This window comes from Sorangium sp. So ce726 (assembly GCF_051521405.1).
Taxonomy (GTDB): domain Bacteria; phylum Myxococcota_A; class Polyangia; order Polyangiales; family Polyangiaceae; genus Sorangium.
Genome location: NZ_CP150349.1, coordinates 10,907,501 through 10,925,021, shown reverse-complemented (window position 1 = coordinate 10,925,021; position 17,521 = coordinate 10,907,501). Strand labels below are relative to the sequence as shown.

The 17,521-nt window shown below is 71.6% G+C and carries 12 protein-coding genes (1 of these 12 only partly in view); 6 read left to right on the top strand and 6 right to left on the bottom strand.

The features are described 5' to 3' along the window. Positions 1 to 86: 86 nt before the first annotated feature. Complete coding sequence (locus WME79_RS40610) at positions 87 to 644, top strand: hypothetical protein (protein WP_437526138.1); 558 nt, start codon at positions 87 to 89, stop codon at positions 642 to 644. Positions 645 to 749: 105 nt separating this feature from the next. Then, positions 750 to 1,058 carry a hypothetical protein gene (locus tag WME79_RS40605; protein ID WP_437526135.1) on the top strand — a complete coding sequence of 103 codons (309 nt, stop codon included), beginning with the start codon at positions 750 to 752 and terminating at the stop codon, positions 1,056 to 1,058. 54 nt (positions 1,059 to 1,112) lie between these two features. Here the strand turns inward: WME79_RS40605 and WME79_RS40600 are convergent, their stop codons facing one another. Next, positions 1,113 to 2,510 (bottom strand): cytochrome-c peroxidase, encoded by a 1,398-nt coding sequence (locus WME79_RS40600; protein ID WP_437526132.1) that lies wholly within the window; start codon positions 2,508 to 2,510, stop codon positions 1,113 to 1,115. A 480-nt stretch (positions 2,511 to 2,990) separates the two neighbouring features. Here WME79_RS40600 and WME79_RS40595 point away from each other — a divergent pair, with 480 nt between their 5' ends. Together WME79_RS40595 and WME79_RS40590 are read left to right on the top strand one after the other, a co-directional pair. Beyond that, the gene (locus WME79_RS40595) at positions 2,991 to 5,780 is read left to right on the top strand and encodes a protein kinase domain-containing protein (protein ID WP_437526129.1); all 2,790 of its coding nucleotides are present in this window, start codon (positions 2,991 to 2,993) and stop codon (positions 5,778 to 5,780) included. A 5-nt stretch (positions 5,781 to 5,785) separates the two neighbouring features. After that, the gene (locus WME79_RS40590; protein WP_437526127.1) at positions 5,786 to 7,633 is read left to right on the top strand and encodes a PEGA domain-containing protein; all 1,848 of its coding nucleotides are present in this window, start codon (positions 5,786 to 5,788) and stop codon (positions 7,631 to 7,633) included. Between the two features lie 19 nt (positions 7,634 to 7,652). Here the strand turns inward: WME79_RS40590 and WME79_RS40585 are convergent, their stop codons facing one another. After that, on the bottom strand, positions 7,653 to 8,144 hold the full coding sequence (locus WME79_RS40585; protein ID WP_437540039.1) for an FHA domain-containing protein: 492 nt from the start codon (positions 8,142 to 8,144) through the stop codon (positions 7,653 to 7,655). Between the two features lie 338 nt (positions 8,145 to 8,482). On the opposite strand from WME79_RS40585, the gene WME79_RS40580 reads away from it, so the two are divergent. Beyond that, positions 8,483 to 10,429 (top strand): ribonuclease R family protein, encoded by a 1,947-nt coding sequence (locus WME79_RS40580; protein WP_437526124.1) that lies wholly within the window; start codon positions 8,483 to 8,485, stop codon positions 10,427 to 10,429. Positions 10,430 to 10,448: 19 nt separating this feature from the next. Here WME79_RS40580 and WME79_RS40575 read toward each other — a convergent pair whose 3' ends face one another. The 4 genes from WME79_RS40575 to WME79_RS40560 all read right to left on the bottom strand — a co-directional run bounded on the left by WME79_RS40575 (position 10,449) and on the right by WME79_RS40560 (position 16,474). Beyond that, positions 10,449 to 12,314, bottom strand: a complete 1,866-nt coding sequence (locus WME79_RS40575) for a hypothetical protein (RefSeq protein WP_437526121.1) — start codon at positions 12,312 to 12,314, stop codon at positions 10,449 to 10,451. 35 nt (positions 12,315 to 12,349) lie between these two features. Further along, on the bottom strand, positions 12,350 to 14,593 hold the full coding sequence (locus WME79_RS40570) for a protein kinase domain-containing protein (RefSeq protein ID WP_437526118.1): 2,244 nt from the start codon (positions 14,591 to 14,593) through the stop codon (positions 12,350 to 12,352). A 108-nt stretch (positions 14,594 to 14,701) separates the two neighbouring features. Next, a complete protein-coding gene (locus WME79_RS40565) occupies positions 14,702 to 16,093 on the bottom strand; it encodes an ABC1 kinase family protein (protein ID WP_437526115.1) in 1,392 nt (463 codons plus the stop codon). Positions 16,094 to 16,135: 42 nt separating this feature from the next. Further along, positions 16,136 to 16,474, bottom strand: a complete 339-nt coding sequence (locus WME79_RS40560; RefSeq protein WP_437526113.1) for a DUF3634 family protein — start codon at positions 16,472 to 16,474, stop codon at positions 16,136 to 16,138. 241 nt (positions 16,475 to 16,715) lie between these two features. On the opposite strand from WME79_RS40560, the gene nadA reads away from it, so the two are divergent. Beyond that, a protein-coding gene (gene nadA / locus WME79_RS40555) for a quinolinate synthase NadA (RefSeq protein WP_437526111.1) crosses the window boundary here: on the top strand, positions 16,716 to 17,521 show its 5' portion. 154 nt of this gene lie beyond the right edge of the window; only the first 806 of its 960 coding nucleotides appear in the window; it begins with the start codon at positions 16,716 to 16,718; its stop codon lies beyond the right edge, outside the window.

Genomic DNA, 17,521 nt, shown 5'->3' with positions numbered 1-17,521 from the left:
GGCGCGCCCGCGACAGCCTGGATCATGGCGCGCAGTCAAGCCCTGGGCACGATCTTGCTTGGTGCGTCGCGACGAGGTGGAACGACATGGCTACACTCTCGACGTCTGCATGGGTGCTGCATGAGCTCGGTCTGGCCGCGGGGTTCGGCGGCCCCCTCTTCGGTCGGCTGGCGTTGCGCCAGGCGGTCAAGGACATCCATTCCGAGGCCGAGCGCGGCAAGGTGCTCTCTGACGCCTGGCAGCGGTACAACCTCGTCAATGCGATCTCGCTCGGCACCGCCGCGGCCACCTGGTTTATCGGGCGGACGGTGATCTCGGGGCGCTCGATCGATCGTGAGACCCGCGATCTGGTGCGCTTGAAGGACATCCTCTTGGGCGCGACGCTCGCCACGAGCGTCGCCAGCATGGTGGGCGGGCGGCAGATGCGCGAAGAGGCGCCCGAGCGCGGGGTGCCCCTCCTCAAAGAGGGCGAAGCGCCGGCGCCGCGCGCGCCCGCGAAGGCCGCGGCGCTGCAGCGGCTCCTCGGCGTCATGGGGCCGCTCAACATTGCCCTCACGGCGGGGGTGATCGGCGTGACCACGGTCCTGGCCATGAAGTCCGGTCGTTCGGCGAAGTGGAGCCTCCTCTCCCGGCTGCTGCCTTGAGCTGCGCCCTCCCGGGAGCGGTCGCCGGAGAGAGCCGCTGCTGCCCGCTGGCGCCCACCTGGGCCGCGCCAGCGCGCGGCGTCGCTCTCGTGATACGGTGGGCCGATGAAGGCAATGACAATGATGGTGCTCGCCCTCGTCGCCCTGGGCTGCAGCGACGAGCACGGCGAGGAGGGTTGCCCCGAGCTCTGTGAGCGAGCCGTGGAGTGCCCGGGGGACGCCACGACGGAGCAGAGCTGCCTCTCGATGTGCAGCGCCGATACGGAGGCCGCCGAGGACGCTGGTTGTCACGACGCGTGGGAGTCGTACCTGGAGTGTCGCAACCACGCCGAGGACAACTGCGATCCAGCGAAGTACGACGAGGAGTGCAGCATCCAGAAGGAGTCGCTCAGCAGCTGCCTGAACCGCAGCTGAGCCGAGGTGCCGGCGGGCGCTCGACCGGGTGAGCGCCGCCTGCCCGGCCCGCGGCTACTCGAAGCGGTGCACCTCGCGCCCGCTCGGGAGCTCCTCCGGGATGAGCGCCTCGAGCCGCTTCGGCGTCGCGCGCGGGTCGAGCAGCGCCTCTCCCACGAAGGCGCAGAGCCAGCTGATCTCCTCCTCCGTGAGGTCGATCGGCTGCTGCAGCAGCGGGTCGACGGCGGCGAGGACCGGGGCGAGCGGGCCCATCTCACCCCGCAGGTCGCGGTCGAGGTGCTTGTTCGTGTACTCCGTGGCCGACGTATAGACGTCGAGGTGGTGGCGGATGGCGCCTTCCAGCGACGTGAACGAGCCGTTGTGGAAGAACGTGGGCTGGAGGGCGACGTTGCGCAGCGGCGAGGTCCTGAACTTGTACCGATCGGCCGGATCCCCCGTGACCTGCTCCAGGCCGAAGTCCTCATCGGCGTTCGGGCCGTCGAAGACCACGTTCGAGTGCGCCGGATCGTCTTTCGGCGCGATCTGCGGCACGCCGATCGCGTGCTGCTGGAAGTCGCTGAACATCTCGTTCGACTCCCCGGACACCGCGTGGCACCTGACGCACCCCGCCTCGCCGAAGAACAGCAGCGCGCCGCGCTTCTGCTTCAGCGTCATCGCGTGCCGGCGGCCGCGGGCGAACCTGTCGATGGGCGCGTCGGCGAACGTGAGCGACATCTCGAACTCAGCGATGGCGGCCGCGATCATCTCGTAGGTGATGTCGTCCCCTCGCTTCACCGCCCGGAAGCTCTTGGCGAACCGCTTCCGGTACGCCTTCACGTCGTTCACGCGCTCCGTGACCTCCCCGCGCACGACATCGTGCGACGGCGGCGCCTCGTACCCGGTCATCTCGGTGACCTCGGTCGGCGGGATGAACGCCTGGGCGTTGAGCAGGTGCGGCAGGGAAGAGAGCGACATCCCCTCCGGCGCGGTGAACGAGAACCCCTGGCTGTTGTCGAAGGGGTCGCCGGACACGGCGAAGAACCGCGAGTTCCACATCAGCGCGGGATAGAAGGCCGTGTTGATGATGGTGGGCGTGCGGCGCTGGTTGCGCGGCCCTGTGCGGTGCGGCCCGACGACGCCGTTGTTCTCGATGCCGATGGCGATCGACTGGGTGTCGGCGAAGCCCGTGGTCGGCGCGTGGCAGCCTGAGCACGAGTTGTCGTCGTTCAGGCCGAGGAGGCTGTCGAAGAACAGGTCACGCCCGAGCTTCGCGAGCTTCTTGTCGAGCTTCCGCCCGAGCCTCGACTCCAGCGTCGACTCGATCTCTCCGGTGAAGCCGTGTCGGGCGAGGACCTTGGCGAGCCGCTCATCGACGGAAGAGCCCTTGGCGCGCGCCGGCCGCGCCAGGACGAGCGTGAGGACGAGAAAGGCCGTCAGGGCGGCGAGCGCGCGCCCGAGGGATCGCAGGGTCATGGTGCCTCCAGGTCCCCCGGCGGGGGAGGCGCACATCAGGGTGCGCGCTTGAGATCAACCAGTCCTGCCCAGATCCTGACCGAGCGGCTGTGAATCGGATGATGGGAATCTAAACTCGTGAGCTTTAGGTCGGCAAGACAAATTAGACAAATATTCCATGATTCAAAGGGCTTACTACGTGTCCTTGCGTATCCTTGCGTATCACCGCGTATTCTTGCGTGTCCTCCCGTATCCCCTCGTACTCGTGCGTGTCCTCGCGTATCCCCGCGTGCTCTTGCGTATACGGCGGTCCGTTCACCGCGTTATCTGCGGTTGTCGCGCCTACATTTGGCGGGGGCGCCGCGGCGCGGCGCGCGTGGCGTCGTTGTAGGTGCGTGGCCGGCGCTCCGCGACGGTGCGGCGCCCGCGCGCAGCGCGCCTCCGAGGTCGCGTGACACTCATGCTTTGTGGGGCGCGATGGGCCGTCGTATGCTTGAGGACATGGGCCGGACAGCACCTCTGGCGGATCCGACGGCGCTCGTGGGGGGCGCGCTCACCGGTGGATATCGGATCGTCCGCGTCCTCTCCGCGCAGGGCTTCGGTGTCGTGTTCGAGGCCCGGGGCCCCTCGGGTCGCCGCGTCGCGCTGAAGGTCTTGCGGCCCGAGGTCGTCACCGAGGACACGCTGTCACGGCTCACCCGCGAGGCGAGCGTCACCGCGAAGCTCGACAACGCGCATGTCGTCCCGATCGTCGATGCCGGCCACGACCTCGAGCGCGATCTCGCCTACCTCGTGATGCCGCTGCTCGACGGGACCGACGTCGCCGCCCTGCTCGCCGAGACGGGGCCGCTCGCGCCCGACGTCGCCGTGCGGATCGCGCTCCAGGTCGCCGCGGGGCTCTCGGCGGTGCACGCCGCGGGCCTCGTCTACCGCGACGTGCGGCCGCCGCGCATCTTCCTGGAGCACCTCCCGAGCGGAGAGATCCTCGTCCGCGTCTTTGGCTTCGGGCTCTCGAAGGGCTGTGACACGGCCACCTCCGCCCCTGGTAAGGCGGCGAAGAGCACCGGTCCTCTGCGCGATGAGTCGGGGCCGCGGGACCGCACCGCGGACGTGCGAGGTGACGTGTTCGGCCTGGCGGCGACGCTCTACGAGATGCTCTGCGGCGTCTCGCCGTGGGCCGAGCTCGACGTCACCGCGGACACGGCCGAGCTCAGCCCGGCGGACACGGCGGCGGACGCGCCGGCGTCGTCCTTGGCGCAGTTCCCGTCGATCCAGGATCGCGCCCCGTGGATCGAGGCCCGCCTCGCGACAGCGCTCTCGCTCGCGCTGCACAGCGACGTGGACCGGCGCTATCCGTCGATCGAGGCGTTCGCCGAGGCGCTGCGCGCCGCGTCGGGCAGCGAGGAGCGCATCACGATCGACATGCTGAGGCCGCTCGATCCCGAGCTGCGCGAGGCCATCGCCGAGCGCGCTGGCGCCGAGATCGATCCGCTGGTCGGCCGCGAGCTCGGCGGTCGGTACGCGGTGCGCCGGCTGATCGGGCGCGGCGGGATGGGCGCCGTCTACGAGGCGGAGTCGCCCGAAGGGCGGCGGGTGGCGGCCAAGGTCATCTTCAAGAGCGCCGTCGGGCAGGACGACCACGCCGTGCGCCGCTTCATCCGCGAGGCGCGCGCGGTGACCGCGATCCAGAGCCCGCACGTGGTCAAGACGTTCGAGCTCGGCATGGATCTCACGCTCGCGACGCCGTTCATCATCATGGAGCTCCTGCACGGCGTCGACCTCGCCAAGCTCCTCAGGATGCGCGGGCCGCTGGAGCCGGAGCCCGTCGTGCGCGTGTTCATCCAGGCGGCGCGCGGGCTCGCGGCGGCGCACGCCGAGGGGATCGTGCACCGCGACATCAAGCCGGCGAACCTCTTCCTGCACGCGCCGTTCGAGGGCGCGGCCCAGCGACCGTCGACCTCGATGGCGCCGCCGTCCACCCGGCGCGGCCCGCTCGCTTCGGGGCCGCCGTCCACCCGGCGCGGCTCGCTCGCTTCTGCGCCGCCGTCCACCCAGCGCGGCTCGCTCGCCGCGGGGCCGCCGTCGGTGCGGCGCTCGTCCGGCTCGGTCCGCCCGCCGCCCTCGGGGCGGCGCCCGTCCGGATCCATCCGCCCGCCGTCGTCGAGCGATCGCAGGATCGTGGTCAAGGTGTGCGATTTCGGCATCGCGAAGCGCACGGGTGATGGCGCCTCGCACGAGCTCACGCGCGCCGGCGGCGTGCTCGGGTCGCCCATCTACATGTCTCCCGAGCAGGCGAAGATGGCGAAGGACGTCGATCACCGCTCCGACATCTGGAGCCTCTCGGTCTCGCTCTACCAGGCGCTCTGCGGGAGCTGCCCCTGGGATCCCAACGCCTCGCTCGCCGAGCTCCTGCTCGCGATCTGCACCGAGCGCGTGCCGCCGCTCTCCGGGGCCGCGCCGTGGGTCTCCCCGGCGCTCACGGCCGTCGTGCACCGCGGCCTCCAGCGGGATCCTGCGGAGCGCTGGCAGAGCATGGAGGAGCTCATCGCCGCGCTCGAGCCGCACGCGGAGGGCACCGGCGTCGTCACGCTGGATCAGCTGCGGGGCATCGACCCCGAGCGGCGCGCTGGCGCCACCCCGATCTCCGCGCTGCGCGAGTCCAAGCTCTCGCGATCGGCCGAGGGGGAGGAGCGATCCATCGGCGGCAGCTCCTTCACGGCGGTGAACGCGCCTTCTGGCGCGACACGGCGGCGCTTCGTCGGGGCGGCGGTCACGGTGGTCGCCCTGGCCGCGATCGGCGGCGGCCTCGCGCTGCGCGCTTCAACGGGCGACGAGCGGCTCGCGTCGCCCGCCGCGCCGAGCGAGCCCGCGCTGCCCGTCGTGGCTGCGCCCGCGCCTGCGCCGGCGTCCTTCACCGCCGTCGTGACGCTCCCGAAGGAGGCGACGGTGCGGGTCAACGGCGCGGAACGTCCGGTGAGCGATGGCCGGCTCGACCTGACGGGCAACGCCGGCGACACGTTCGAGATCGAGGTGACCCGTGGCGGCGCGACCACGAAGGAGACGGTGTTCATGCTGAGCGACGGCACGATCCGCCCCGATCGCATCGATCTCCAGCCGCCCGCGCCGGCCTCTGCGTCGGTCGCGGCCTCCGAGCCTGCCCCGCGCCGTGACAGGAAGACCCGCGCCCCGCGCGGCGCTCCTTCCGTGGCCGACCCTGCCACGCCCTCCGCCACGGGGGCGTCTGCGGCTCCGCCGGCTCCGACCGCGGTGGTGCCGGTCGACCGGTGGTGAGACCGATGCCGCGCGCCGGTCGCGCCCTGTGGCGCTGCTTTGCGGCGTGCGCGCTCGCCGTGGCGAGCGCGGCGCCTGCGTCTCCGGCCCGCGCGCAGCCCCCGGCGGCGGCCGCTGTCCCGACCGCGCCACCCGAGCCGCCTTCCTCAGCGCCCGCGTCGCCCGCGTCGACGGACGAGGCGCTCGCCCGCGCCAAGGCGCTCTTTCAGGAAGGGAACGAGCTGCGCAAGATCGGCGACTTCCAGCGCGCGCTCGAGCTCTACCTGAGGTCGCGTCAGGTCGTCGCGTCGGTGCCCAACACCCTCAACGCCGCGTTCTGCCTCGATCAGCTCGGCCGTTACGACGAGGCGCTCGAGCTCTACGAGGCGCTGCTCACGGAGCTCCGCGCGGAGCTCGGCGAGCCGGAGCGCCGGAGCGTCGCGTCCGCGATCGCCACGCTGCGAGCGCGGATCGGCAGCGTCCTCATCTCGTCGAACGTCGATGGCCTGGTGCTCATCGACGGGCGGCAGCGCGGTCGGCTCCCCCTCGCCGGCCCGATCCGGCTGCTCCCCGGGGATCACACGCTCCGCGTGGTCAAGGACGGCTGGCACACGTTCGAGCGGATCGTGACCGTCGGGGTCGCTGAGACCACGTCGGTGGACGCGAAGCTCGATCCGCTCGCCAGCACGGGCCGGCTGAAGGTCGAGGACGAGCGGCTCGTCGGCGCCGATCTCACCATCGACGGCGCGCTGATCGGCCAGCTGCCGTGGGAGGGCGCGCTCGCGCCTGGCCCGCATTTCTACTCGGTGCGCAAGGGCAATTTCGGCTCTGCGCCCCGCGAGGCGAGCGTCATCGCGGGGCAGCTCTCCGTCGCCACGGTCGAGGCAGGGCCGCTCGGCGAGGAGGTCCGCGTCGTCGCCCAGCCGCTGAGCGCGGATCTGACCATCAACGGCGTCCCGGTCGGCAAGGGGCAGTGGCGGGGGGCGCTGCCGCTCGGGCGCCACACCTTCGAGGCGCACGAGCCGGGCTATTTCTCGCGCACGCTCCGCGCGACCGTCGACAAGACGACGAGGGGCGACATCGTCCTGCCGCTCGCCATCGACGACGCGCACCCGCGCTGGGGTCGGAGGGTCGGCATCTTCCGGCTGGAGGCGACCGGTGGTTATGCCTTCGCCTCGTCGCTCGAGAGCGACGCCGAGCGGAGCTGCGGCAGCTACAGCTGCTCGGGCATCTCGCGCCCGTCCGGCGTCCTGGCCGGCGTGCGCGGCAGCTACGAGTTCCCGAGCGGCGCCGCCATCGAGCTCACGGCCGGGTACCTGAGCCTCCACACGACGCTCGATCGCTCGCTCGACGCGACGTACGCCGCTCCGCGCGGGGGCAACGAGAGGCTCCCCATCCGCTACAGCTTTCACGACGACATCGGTATGGCCGGCGTGACGGTGATCGTCGGCGGCAGCTATCATTATGGGCTGTCGTCATGGCTCGACGTCGGCGGCGCGCTCGGGCTCGGCGTGGTGCTGGCCGAGATGAGCGACGAGGTGACCGGCACGGCGTCCGACGCGGAGAGGACCGTCAGCGTGGCCGTGCAGAACGCGGGCAGGGCCGTCCGCGCCGCCGCCCCGTTCGCGATGCCCGAGCTGAGGCTCCGGCTGAAGCTCGGGCGCCTCAGCGCCAGCGCGGGCCTCGGCGTCGGCTTCTTCCTCGTCGACGGCCCGCCGCTCGAGACGGGCAACACCTACGTGGTCGGGGCCGAGTGCGACGAGGCGCACCCCACGGTCGACTGCGCGCCGGGCAAGAAGGTCGTGTTCGAGGAGCTCGCCCACGGCACGTTCACGATGTTCTTTCCGAACGTCTCCGTGGGATACCGGTTCTGAGCGCCGCCGCGCGCGGCGCTCACCGGTTCGCCTGGTCCCTCGCGAGGCGCGCCTGCTCGCGCACGAGGTCGAAGAGGGCCGCCGCATCGAGCAGCGACGTCGTGAGCCGGCCGAACTGGATCACGTCGCCCACCGAGACCTCCTGCGGCTCGCTCTCGGAGAGCACCTTGCCGTTCACGCGGGTCCCGTTCTGCGAGCCGTTGTCGATGAGCACGAGCTGCCCCTGCTCGCTCCGCCGGAAGTGCGCGTGCAGCTTGGACACCGAGGGGTGGCGCAGCACCACGTCGCAATTGCGCGTGCGACCCACCGAGATCTGGTCGAGATAGGGATTGCCCTTGGCCTTGACGAGCTGGAACACCTCGCTCGCTGGACCGGGCGTAGGCGGCGGTTTCCGGTGCGCCGCTGGCGATGCGGCGACCGTCCGGAACGCGATCTGCTGGTTGTCCGGACCAGCCTCGGACACCACGAGGAGCAGGTTCGTCACCTGGCGGACGAAGCGGTCCCGAGGCATCACACGCGCTAGCTCGATGATGTCCCCTGAGTCTTCCACGATGTGTCGAGTATAAGCCGATCCGGCGCCGCGGACCGTCCACGGAGCCACTTTTGCCGTGGCGTCCCGCCACGCGCGGGGTCTCCGGCGCACGTGGAACCGCGAAGCCGCCCGCACGTCGTCGCAGCGCAGCGCGAGGCACCCTGGGCCCCTGAGCGCATCTCGGCAGCGAGCGCGCGATGCCGCGACGTCGCGCCGCTGCTGGGTTTACCGTGTTGTAGTAATTCTGTTGTGTCAATGCGAGCTCAACGGGCAGCTTGTGCTCGAAAGCGCCGGGATCTGGCGTACCTTCCGCGCCTATGCACGCACCCGTTCGTGGACGCATCTCGGTCAACCCCCGTGGCTTCGGGTTCCTGAACATCGAGGCCTCTCCGGAGAAGGCGGGGGGGCCGGGCAGGCCGGGCTGGGCTGCCCTCGGCTCGGCGACCGCCTTCATCGCGCCGCCCGATCTGAACCCGTTCCTTGACGGCGACGTCGTCGACGCGGTGGTCGTCGAGGCGGAGCCGGGCCGCTTCAGCGCGTCGCAGCTCGCCCTCGTCCAGCGCGATCGCTCCGAGCTCTTCGGGACGGTCGTATCGCACGCGAAGCGGCCGCACCTCCGGGTCGATCGCCTCGTCTCCAACACGGACTGGCCGTTCAAGCCGGGCAGCGCCGACGATCTCCCCGAGGGCGCCGCTGTGGTCGCCACCATCGACGGCGCGGCGGTCGTCCCGGCGCGCGTCGTCGCGTCCGGCGCCGACCTCGGCATCGAGCGTTGCCTCGCCCGCAACGGCGTGCGCGCCGTGTTCTCGGGTGAGGTCCTCGAGGCGTCGCGCGCGGCGGTCGCGGCGGTGTCGGTCGAGCGTGAGCTCGCGCGCGGCCGCCGCGACCTGCGCGACGTCATCACCGTCACGATCGACGCGCCCGTCACCACGGACATCGACGACGCCGTCGCCGTGCTGCCCGCCGGGCCCGACGGGGCGCTCCGCGTCCTCGTCTCGATCGCCGACGTGGACGCGTTCGTCCCCGAGGGCTCGCCGCTCGATCTCGAGGCCCGCGCCCGGGGCACGAGCGTCTACCTGGCTGGCCGCGTCATCCCGATGCTCCCCGACGCGATCTCCAGCGAGGCGGCGAGCCTGCTCCCGGGGGTCGATCGGCTCGCTGTCACGGTCGAGCTGCGCATCGACCCTGAGGGGGGCATCACGTCGATCGACCTGCACGAGAGCGTGATCCGCTCGCACGCCCGCCTCTCGTACGACGCCGTCGAGGAGTTCCTGACGACGGGCCGCTCCGCCAGCATCCCCGAGGCGGCCCGGCCGGTCGTGCGCTGGCTCCGCACCGCGGCCGCGCGGCTGTCGACGGTCCGCGCGGCGCGCGGCGGCGTCGAGCTCGATCGCGAGGAGGCGTACGTGACGCTGGACGCCGAGACGCGCGAGCCGACCGGCGTCTCGCCGCGCTCCGACACGGGCGCGCACCGCCTCATCGAGCGGCTGATGGTGGCGGCGAACGAGGCGGTGGCCAGCTGGCTCGTGGCGCGCGGGCTCCCCTGCGTCTTTCGTGTCCATGACGAGCCGACCGAGGAGCGCGTCCGCGCGCTCGAGCAGTTCGCGCACAACTTCGGCGTCGAGGCCGGCTTCGGCGCGCGCCTGAGCCCCCTCGGCCTCGCGGCGTTCGAGGCGCAGTACAGGGGCTCCGAGCTCGCGCCGGGCATCCGCACCGTGCTCGGCAAAGCGCTCGGCCCTGCCCGGTACACCGCCGCCGGAGGCCTGCATTTCGGCCTGGGCGCCCCGCTGTACCTGCACTTCACGTCCCCGATCCGCCGCTACGCCGACCTCGCGGTGCACCGCGTGGTCAAACGCTATATCCAGGGCCACCGCGACCAGCGCGTCGACTCCGAGGCGCTCGCGTCGCTCGCCCACCACCTGAACGCGCGCGCGCGCAGCGCCGCCAAGGCCGAGACGGAGCGGCACCGCATGCTCGTGGCGCGCCTCTTCGCCTCCCGCGTCGGCGAGGAGATCGAGGGCAACATCGTCTCCATCAAGCCGTTCGGCCTCGTCGTCCAGATGGTCGAGTCCGGCGCGACGGGCACGATCGCGCTGGAGGCGCTGCCGGGCGGCCCTTATCGGATCGACGTCGCCGCCCAGGCGCTGGTCGGCGCGAGCCGTCGCTACGGCGTCGGCGAGCCGATCCGCGCCGCCATCGCGGCGACCAACGAGGAGCTCGGCCGCGTCGACCTCGTCCCTGCGGGCGCTCGCGGCGCCCCGTGACCGGGGCCGCGGCTCCGGTCTACGGCGACAGGAGCACGACGAACGCGTCGGTGCCGTTCGCCTGGTGCTCGCCGAGGCCGAAGTCGATCTTCCCCTCGGCGGTGCCGCAGAGCGCGATGACCCCCGTGCTCGGTGCGATGGCCGCCGCGTTCGACTTCTGGTTGCCGGCGGCGCCGAGCACCTTCCCCCAGAGGTGGTTGCCATCGGCGTCGAGCTTCGCCACGAAGGCGTCGAAGCCGCCGCCGCTGGGCAGCGGCCCGCCGCCGAGGTCGACCACGCCCTGGACCGAGCCGGTCACCACCACGCCGTTCTCCGCGTCCGCGACGACCGACGTGCTCTCCTGCGTGCCATCTCCGGCGAACCACCGCGCCCACACGGGCACGCCGTCGGGGGCGAGCGACGCCACGAACGCCGTCTGCGCATCGTTGGCGGGGAGCGTGCCGGCCGCTCCGAAGTTGAGCTCGCCCATGTACGTCCCGGTCACGAGGACCGCGCCCGAGGGAGCGACGGCGATCCCGGTGCCTGCCTGCGACGCCGTGTCGCCATAGTCCGAGAGCCAGACGCCGTTCCCGCTGCTGTCGAGCTTCAGGACGAACAGGTTCGGCCCGAGCCCGGTGTTCTTCACCTGCCGGGAGCCGACGGTCAGGGTGCCGTTGTACCTGCCGGTGACGAACACGCTGCCGTCGCTGCCGACGGCGGCGCCAATCGCGAACTGGTTCTTGTCGTCTCCGTAGATCCTCGTCCACAGGACGGCGCCGAGCGGATCGTACTTCCGCACGAAGATGTCGGTGCCGCCTGCGCTGGTGGCGCAGACCGGGACGGGAGGCGACGAGCAGAGCAGCGATCCGCTGAAGTAGCCGGCGATCGCGATGTTGCCGGCGGGGTCCACCGCGATCGAGCGCAGCGTCTGATCGGCCGCGTCGCCGAGCTGGCGTGCCCAGCCTTGCTCGCCCTTCTCTCCGGTCATCGTGACCACGAAGGTATCGAGCGCGTTGACGCTGCTCAGCGTCGTGCCGCCGAACGTGAACGAGCCGTAGAACGTCCCGCCGAGCACGAGGTTGCCTTCCGGCGTCACAGCGAGCCCGTTGAGCGTCTCGGCGCCGCTGCCGCCGAACCTCACGCTCCAGCGGTGCTGTCCGGAGGGGTCGAAGCTCGCGACGTACACATCGGAGGTGCCGATGCTGACGAGGGCGCCCGTCTCCTTGCCGGTCAGGTTGATGGTCCCCGAGAAGGTGCCGCCGATATAGACGTTTCCCTGCGCGTCGACGCCGACGCTGGTCGCGCTCTGGGTGTTCTGGTCACCGTAGAGGGCGGCCCAGAGCGGCGTGCTGCAGGCGAAGCCGTCGCAGTCCTCGTCGGTGTCGTCCGTGCACGTCTCTCGTTGCGGGGTGACCTGGCCGCCGCACGGCCGCCATGACGTGCCGGAGAGATCGCACATCTGCAGCCCCACCGCGCAGAGCCCCACGCCGCTCGTCCCTTCGGGGCCGCTGTAGCAAGTCTTGATCTGGCCCGGGGTACACACGCACCCTGCGTCGGGCTCGTTCGTCGCGCCGTCGCAGTCGTCGTCCACGGTGGTGCTGCAGTCCTCGGGCCTCGGGACCAGGGCGCCTTCGCACTCGCCGAAGCTCTGGCCGTCTGGCTGGCACCTCCGCACGCCCGCCGCGCACACGCCGACACCCTCGGTGCCTTCCGGGCCGGGATAGCAGGGTTGCACGTCGCCCAAGCTGCAGAGCGGCGGCGCGCCTCCGCTGCCGCCTCCACCGTCGCCGCCGGCGTCGGGACGTGGGCCGATCGGCACCGGGTCCGAGCACGCTCCCGAGAGCGTGAGCACCAGCGCAGACCCGACGAGCATCGATCGAGCGCGCGGGGTTGTCCTCGTCACCATGAGGGGGCGGAGCTCCATGTTCGGCGAATGTGACTTCAGTCCTGGCGTGATTTTCTCGTCCGCTGCTTCTTCTTGGTCAAGTCGATGATGAACGTGCTCGCGGGCGGCGCGCTCGCCGGAGGGTTCGGCGCGTCCGCGCGCATCGTCTCTGGCTCGTTCACGTTGCTCCGTGATCCTGGCTCGTTCACGTTGCTCCGCGATCCTGGCTCGTTCACGTTGCTCCGCGATTCGTCGGTGCTCTCCGACGACGGGGAGAGCTGGGTCGGCCCGGCGCTCGCGCTCTGGGCCGGCAGCAGATCGTGCTGGACCGCGTCGTTCTGGGGTTCGTCGCGGAGCGCCATCCAGATCGCGAGCACGCTCACGATCACGAGCGCCACGCCGCCGAGCGCGAGCGGGATCACGAGCTTCGGCGGCAGCCTCGGCGGAGCGTGGCGCGGCGCCCACGCGGCGGCCGGCTGCTCGCCGTAGGGCGCGCTGGCGCTGTGCGGCGGCGCGGGCGCGCCGTAGGCCGAGCCGGTGTTGTGCAGCGACGAGCCTGTGTTGTGGAGCGAGGCGGGCGCGCCGTGCGGCACGCCGGCGCTGTGCCGCGGGGCAGGCGCGCCGTAGGCCGGGCTGGTGTTGTGCAGGCCGGAGCCTGTGTTGTGGAGCGAGACGGGTGCACCGTGCGGCACACTGGCGCCGTGCGCCGGAGCAGGCGCGCCGTAGGCCGGGCCGGTGTTGTGCAGGCCAGAGCCTGTGCTGTGGAGCGAGACGGGCGGGCCGTGGGGCGCGCTGGCGCCGTGCGCCGGGGCGGGTGCGCCGTAAGCCGGGCCGGTGTTGTGCAGGCCGGAGCCTGTGTTGTGGAGCGAGACGGGTGCGCCGTGGGGCGCGCTGGCGCCGTGCGCCGGGGCAGGCGGGCCGTGGGGCGCGCTGGCGCCGTGCGCCGAGGCGGGCGCGCCGTAGGCCGGGCCGGTGTGATGCAGGCCCGAGCCAGTGCTGTAGAGCGAGGCCGGCGCGCTGTGGGGCGCGCTGGCGCCCTGCCGAGATGGGGGCGCGCCGTGCGCTCCGGCGTGGCCGGCTCCGGTGTTGTGCAGGGCCGACGGCGGTCCATTCGGAGCGCCGGGGACGGCCTGCGCCATGTTGGCGTGGCCTCCGTGCGCCTGGGCCGCATCCATGGCGCTCCCGCGCGGCGCTCCGTGCGCCGCCATCGTGGCGGCCTCCCACGAGGACGCCCCGCTGTTGCCTGGGCCGAGCTCCGACCCGATCGCGGGCGCCGAGCCCATCTCGTTCCATCTCGCGCCCGACGGGGCCGCGGGCCGCGGCGGAGGCTCGGCCTGCGCGTCCGCCGAGGCGGCCGCCGACAGGAGCATCGGGGAGAGCGGCGGCGCGCCTGCCGACGGCACGTCGCCCGCCGCGAGGCGCGCCGACGCGTGCGGCGGCGGCGCTCCATGCAGGAGCGCGCGCACGTCGGCCTGCATCGTGCGGGCGTCCGGGTAGCGCCGGTCGCGATCGAACGCGAGCGCCCTGTCCACGACGAGGCACAGGCCGTGCGGCGTCTCCGGCGCGACGCTCGCGAGCGGCGGCGCCGCCATGGTCGCCATCTTCACGAGCAGCTCGGACTCGGTGCGCGCCTCGTGGATACGCCGCTTCGCGAGCACCCGGAACATGGTCGCGCCGACGGCGAAGAGGTCCGCCCTGTGGTCGACCGAGATGCCGCGCACCTGCTCCGGGGCCATGTACGACACCGTCCCGAGCGTCGCGCCCGTGCGGGTCCGCATCGCCGTCTTCACGCCGTCGCGCATGCGCGCGATGCCGAAGTCGAGCACCTTGAGGCGCCCGGTCCTCTCGACGAAGAGGTTGTCGAGCTTGATGTCGCGGTGGATGATCCCCTGCTCGTGCGCGGCGCCGAGCACGTCGAGCAGCTCATCCATGAGCCGCAGCATCTCGCCGGTGTCGATGCTGCCGAGCCGCTGGATCCGGTCGGCGAGCGACTCGCCGTCGAGGAGCTCCATCACGAGGAACGGCGCGCCGTCCTCGGTCACGTCGATGTCGCGGATCTCGACCACGCCGGGGTGCTGGAACCGATTGACGGCCTGCGCCTCGCGCTCGAACCGGGCGCGCAGGTCCTTCGAGCGCGCCACCTCGGGGTGGAGGATCTTGATCGCCTCGCGCCGCCCGATCTTGTGGGTCGCGGCATAGACGGCGGCCATCCCGCCGATCCCGACGAGGCGATCGATCGTCCATTTGCCCCGCAGGGTCGTTCCTACGCGCCTTTCGCAGGCCGCCCTCTCGTCGTCCATGCCCCGATCGAATGTCACAGCGTGCGGGATCGAGGTCAAGGTGAGAGCCGCGGCGGAAGCGACCTCGGCGCGCCTCTCCGCGCCGACGAGCCTACCAGCGATCCTCGCTCAATCGGGGACAGGGTGCACCCCGTCGCGCACCCAGGGATCGATGGTCCGCCGGAACGCCGCCTCGGTCCGGAGCCCCGCCAGCACGGACGCGAGCCCCCACTGCAGGCGATTCACGAACGTGAAGTCCTGCGGCATCTTCGGCACGTGGGGGATGGTGGGCATCTTCTCTCCCTCCTTGAGGGCGAGCCCCCGGATGCCGCGGGTCAGGTACGCCACGGTCTCGCGCGCCTTCTCCGGGGAGCACTTCCAGGTCCCGTGCGTGCACAGCGGGACCATGAGCTCCATGGTGTAGCTCCGGTAGAGATCCCAGCTCTCGTCGGCCGGGTCGTAGCCGAGCACCTCCACGCACGCCCGGTCGAACTCCTTCCAGTCCGCGTCCATGGCGGCGCGCATGTAGCGCTTCATGCCCGCCACGAGGTCGGGCGGGAGCTGCTTCACGCAGCCGAAATCGAGGATCGTGACGCGGCCATCCTCGTGGAAGCGGTAGTTGCCCGGGTGCGGGTCGGCGTAGAGCCAGCCGTACCGGAGCATCGAGCGGAAGGTGAAGCGCCAGATGGAGAGGCCCGCGCGGTTCTTCGCCTCCTGGCTGCCGCGCTCGCAGAACTCCGCGTAGCTCATGCCGTCGACGAACTCGAGGGTGAGGACGCGCCTCGTGGTGAGGCTGTGGTGGATACGAGGGATGGAGACGTCCTCGTCCCCGGCGTTCATGCGGCGGAACAGGTCCGCCATCTCGGCCTCGCGCGCATAGTCGAGCTCGGACAGGAAGACCTTGCGGAACTCGTCGACGGTCTGCCGGGCGTGCAGCTTCTTGGCGAGCGGCGCCATCATCGCCTCGAGCATCGAGACGCTCTTCAGGTCGTTCTCGATGGCCCTGTCCATGCCGGGGTACTGCACCTTCACCGCGACCCGCTCCCCCGACCTCGTCGTGGCCCGGTGCACCTGTCCGATGCTCGCGGCCGCGAACGGCTCGCGCTCCCACGCCGCGAACACGTGCTCGGGCGGGGTGCCGAGCTCCTCGCGGATCATCTGCTCCGCGGCCTCCGGCGACAGGGGCGGCGCCTTGTCGAGCAGCTTCTTCAGCGTGGCCTGGAACTTCTCCTCGTATCCCGGCGGCGCGAGCCCGTCGATGTAGCTCGCCATCTGGCCGAACTTGAGCGGAAGGCCCTTCATCTCGCCGAGCGTCTTCAGCATCGCCTCGGCGGTCTTCTTGACCTCCTGGGCCATCCGCCGGCGCGCTTCGGCCTCCTCCTCCTCGGTCCGGGTCGCGCCGAGGACGCGCTTCGCGCCCTCGATGGCGAACGGGATCGTGCGGGGCGCGAGGCCGGCGAGGCGCGCGAGGCGCCCCAGCTTGGAGGTCGGCGGATTGTCTCGGGGTTTGTCGTCGGCCATGCAGGACTGACTCGCTAGGGTGGAAATGTCGGCGCGGAGGGGTCATGCGCCCACGCGGCGCTTCGGGGCCGCGCGGATCTTCGGAACCGGCCACATGGAGACGGTGTTCCTCAGCTGCTGAGCTTGCTCGGGAGAGATATCCCCTTCCACGTGGACCCGGGCGCGCCGGTCCTCGACAACGACCCGCACCGCGCCCCGCCCGACCGGCGCTGCGCGGAGGACGTCCGTGATGTCGTCGAGCAGCCGCTGCGGCATCCGGCCCCGGAGCAGCCGGACGTTGCGCCCCTCGACGTGCACGCAAAATAGCTCATTTGCGCGCAGGAGCGCCACGACGAGCGGTACGACGAGGGCGAGCAGGGCGACGGGGATCAGGAGGGACATGGGTGGCCGCCCACGACGAGAGCTCCTCCCCAGGCCCACCGCGGGCCTCGATCGTGAACCGGTGCCGGCCGTTGTCAACGATGATGGACGCGGCGGGCTGTGCGGCTGGAGCGCGCTGCGTGGCTGGAGCGCCGGCGAACGCCGCACCGGCTGCGTGGCTGTGGATGAAGCGCGCCGGAGTTCGCCGCGCGGCTCGGGGGGCCCTGGTCAGCGCCCCGCGCGGTGCCTACCTTAGGTAGCCATGACGAGCGCCGCGCCCCAGCCTGCCGCCATCGATCCGCGCCTGGATCTGCACGACGAGATCAGCCGCCTGAAGCGGGAGAGGAACGCCGTCCTCCTGGCCCACTACTACCAGGACGGCGACATCCAGGATCTCGCAGACTTCCTTGGCGACTCGCTGCAGCTGGCCCAGCAGGCGAAGAAGACGACCGCGGACGTCATCCTGTTCGCCGGCGTGCATTTCATGGCCGAGACGGCGAAGATCCTGAACCCCGAGCGCATCGTCGTGGTCCCCGACCTCGCGGCGGGCTGCTCGCTCGCCGACGGCTGCCCCGTCGACCGCTTCCGCGCCTGGCGCGCCCGGTACCCCGGCGCGGCCGCGATCTCGTACATCAACTGCTCCGCTGAGGTGAAGGCGGAGAGCGACTACATCTGCACGTCGTCGAACGCGGAGAAGATCGTCCGCGCGATCCCCGAGGGGCAGGAGATCCTCTTCGCGCCCGACAAGAACCTCGGGCGCTGGCTCGTCGAGCGGACGGGTCGCCCGATGCGCCTGTGGCAGGGCAGCTGCGTCGTTCACGAGACCTTCAGCCTGCGCAAGATCGTCGCGCTGCGCGAGCGCCACCCGGACGCGAAGCTCATCGCGCACCCGGAGTGCGAGGAGCCGATCCTGCGGATGTCCGACTACATCGGTTCGACGACCGCGCTGCTCAAGTACACGACCGCGGACGACGCCCTGAAGTACATCGTCGCGACGGAGAGCGGCATCGTGCACCAGATGCGCAAGGCGTCGCCGCAAAAGGAGTTCATCGAGGGGCCGCCGGAGGG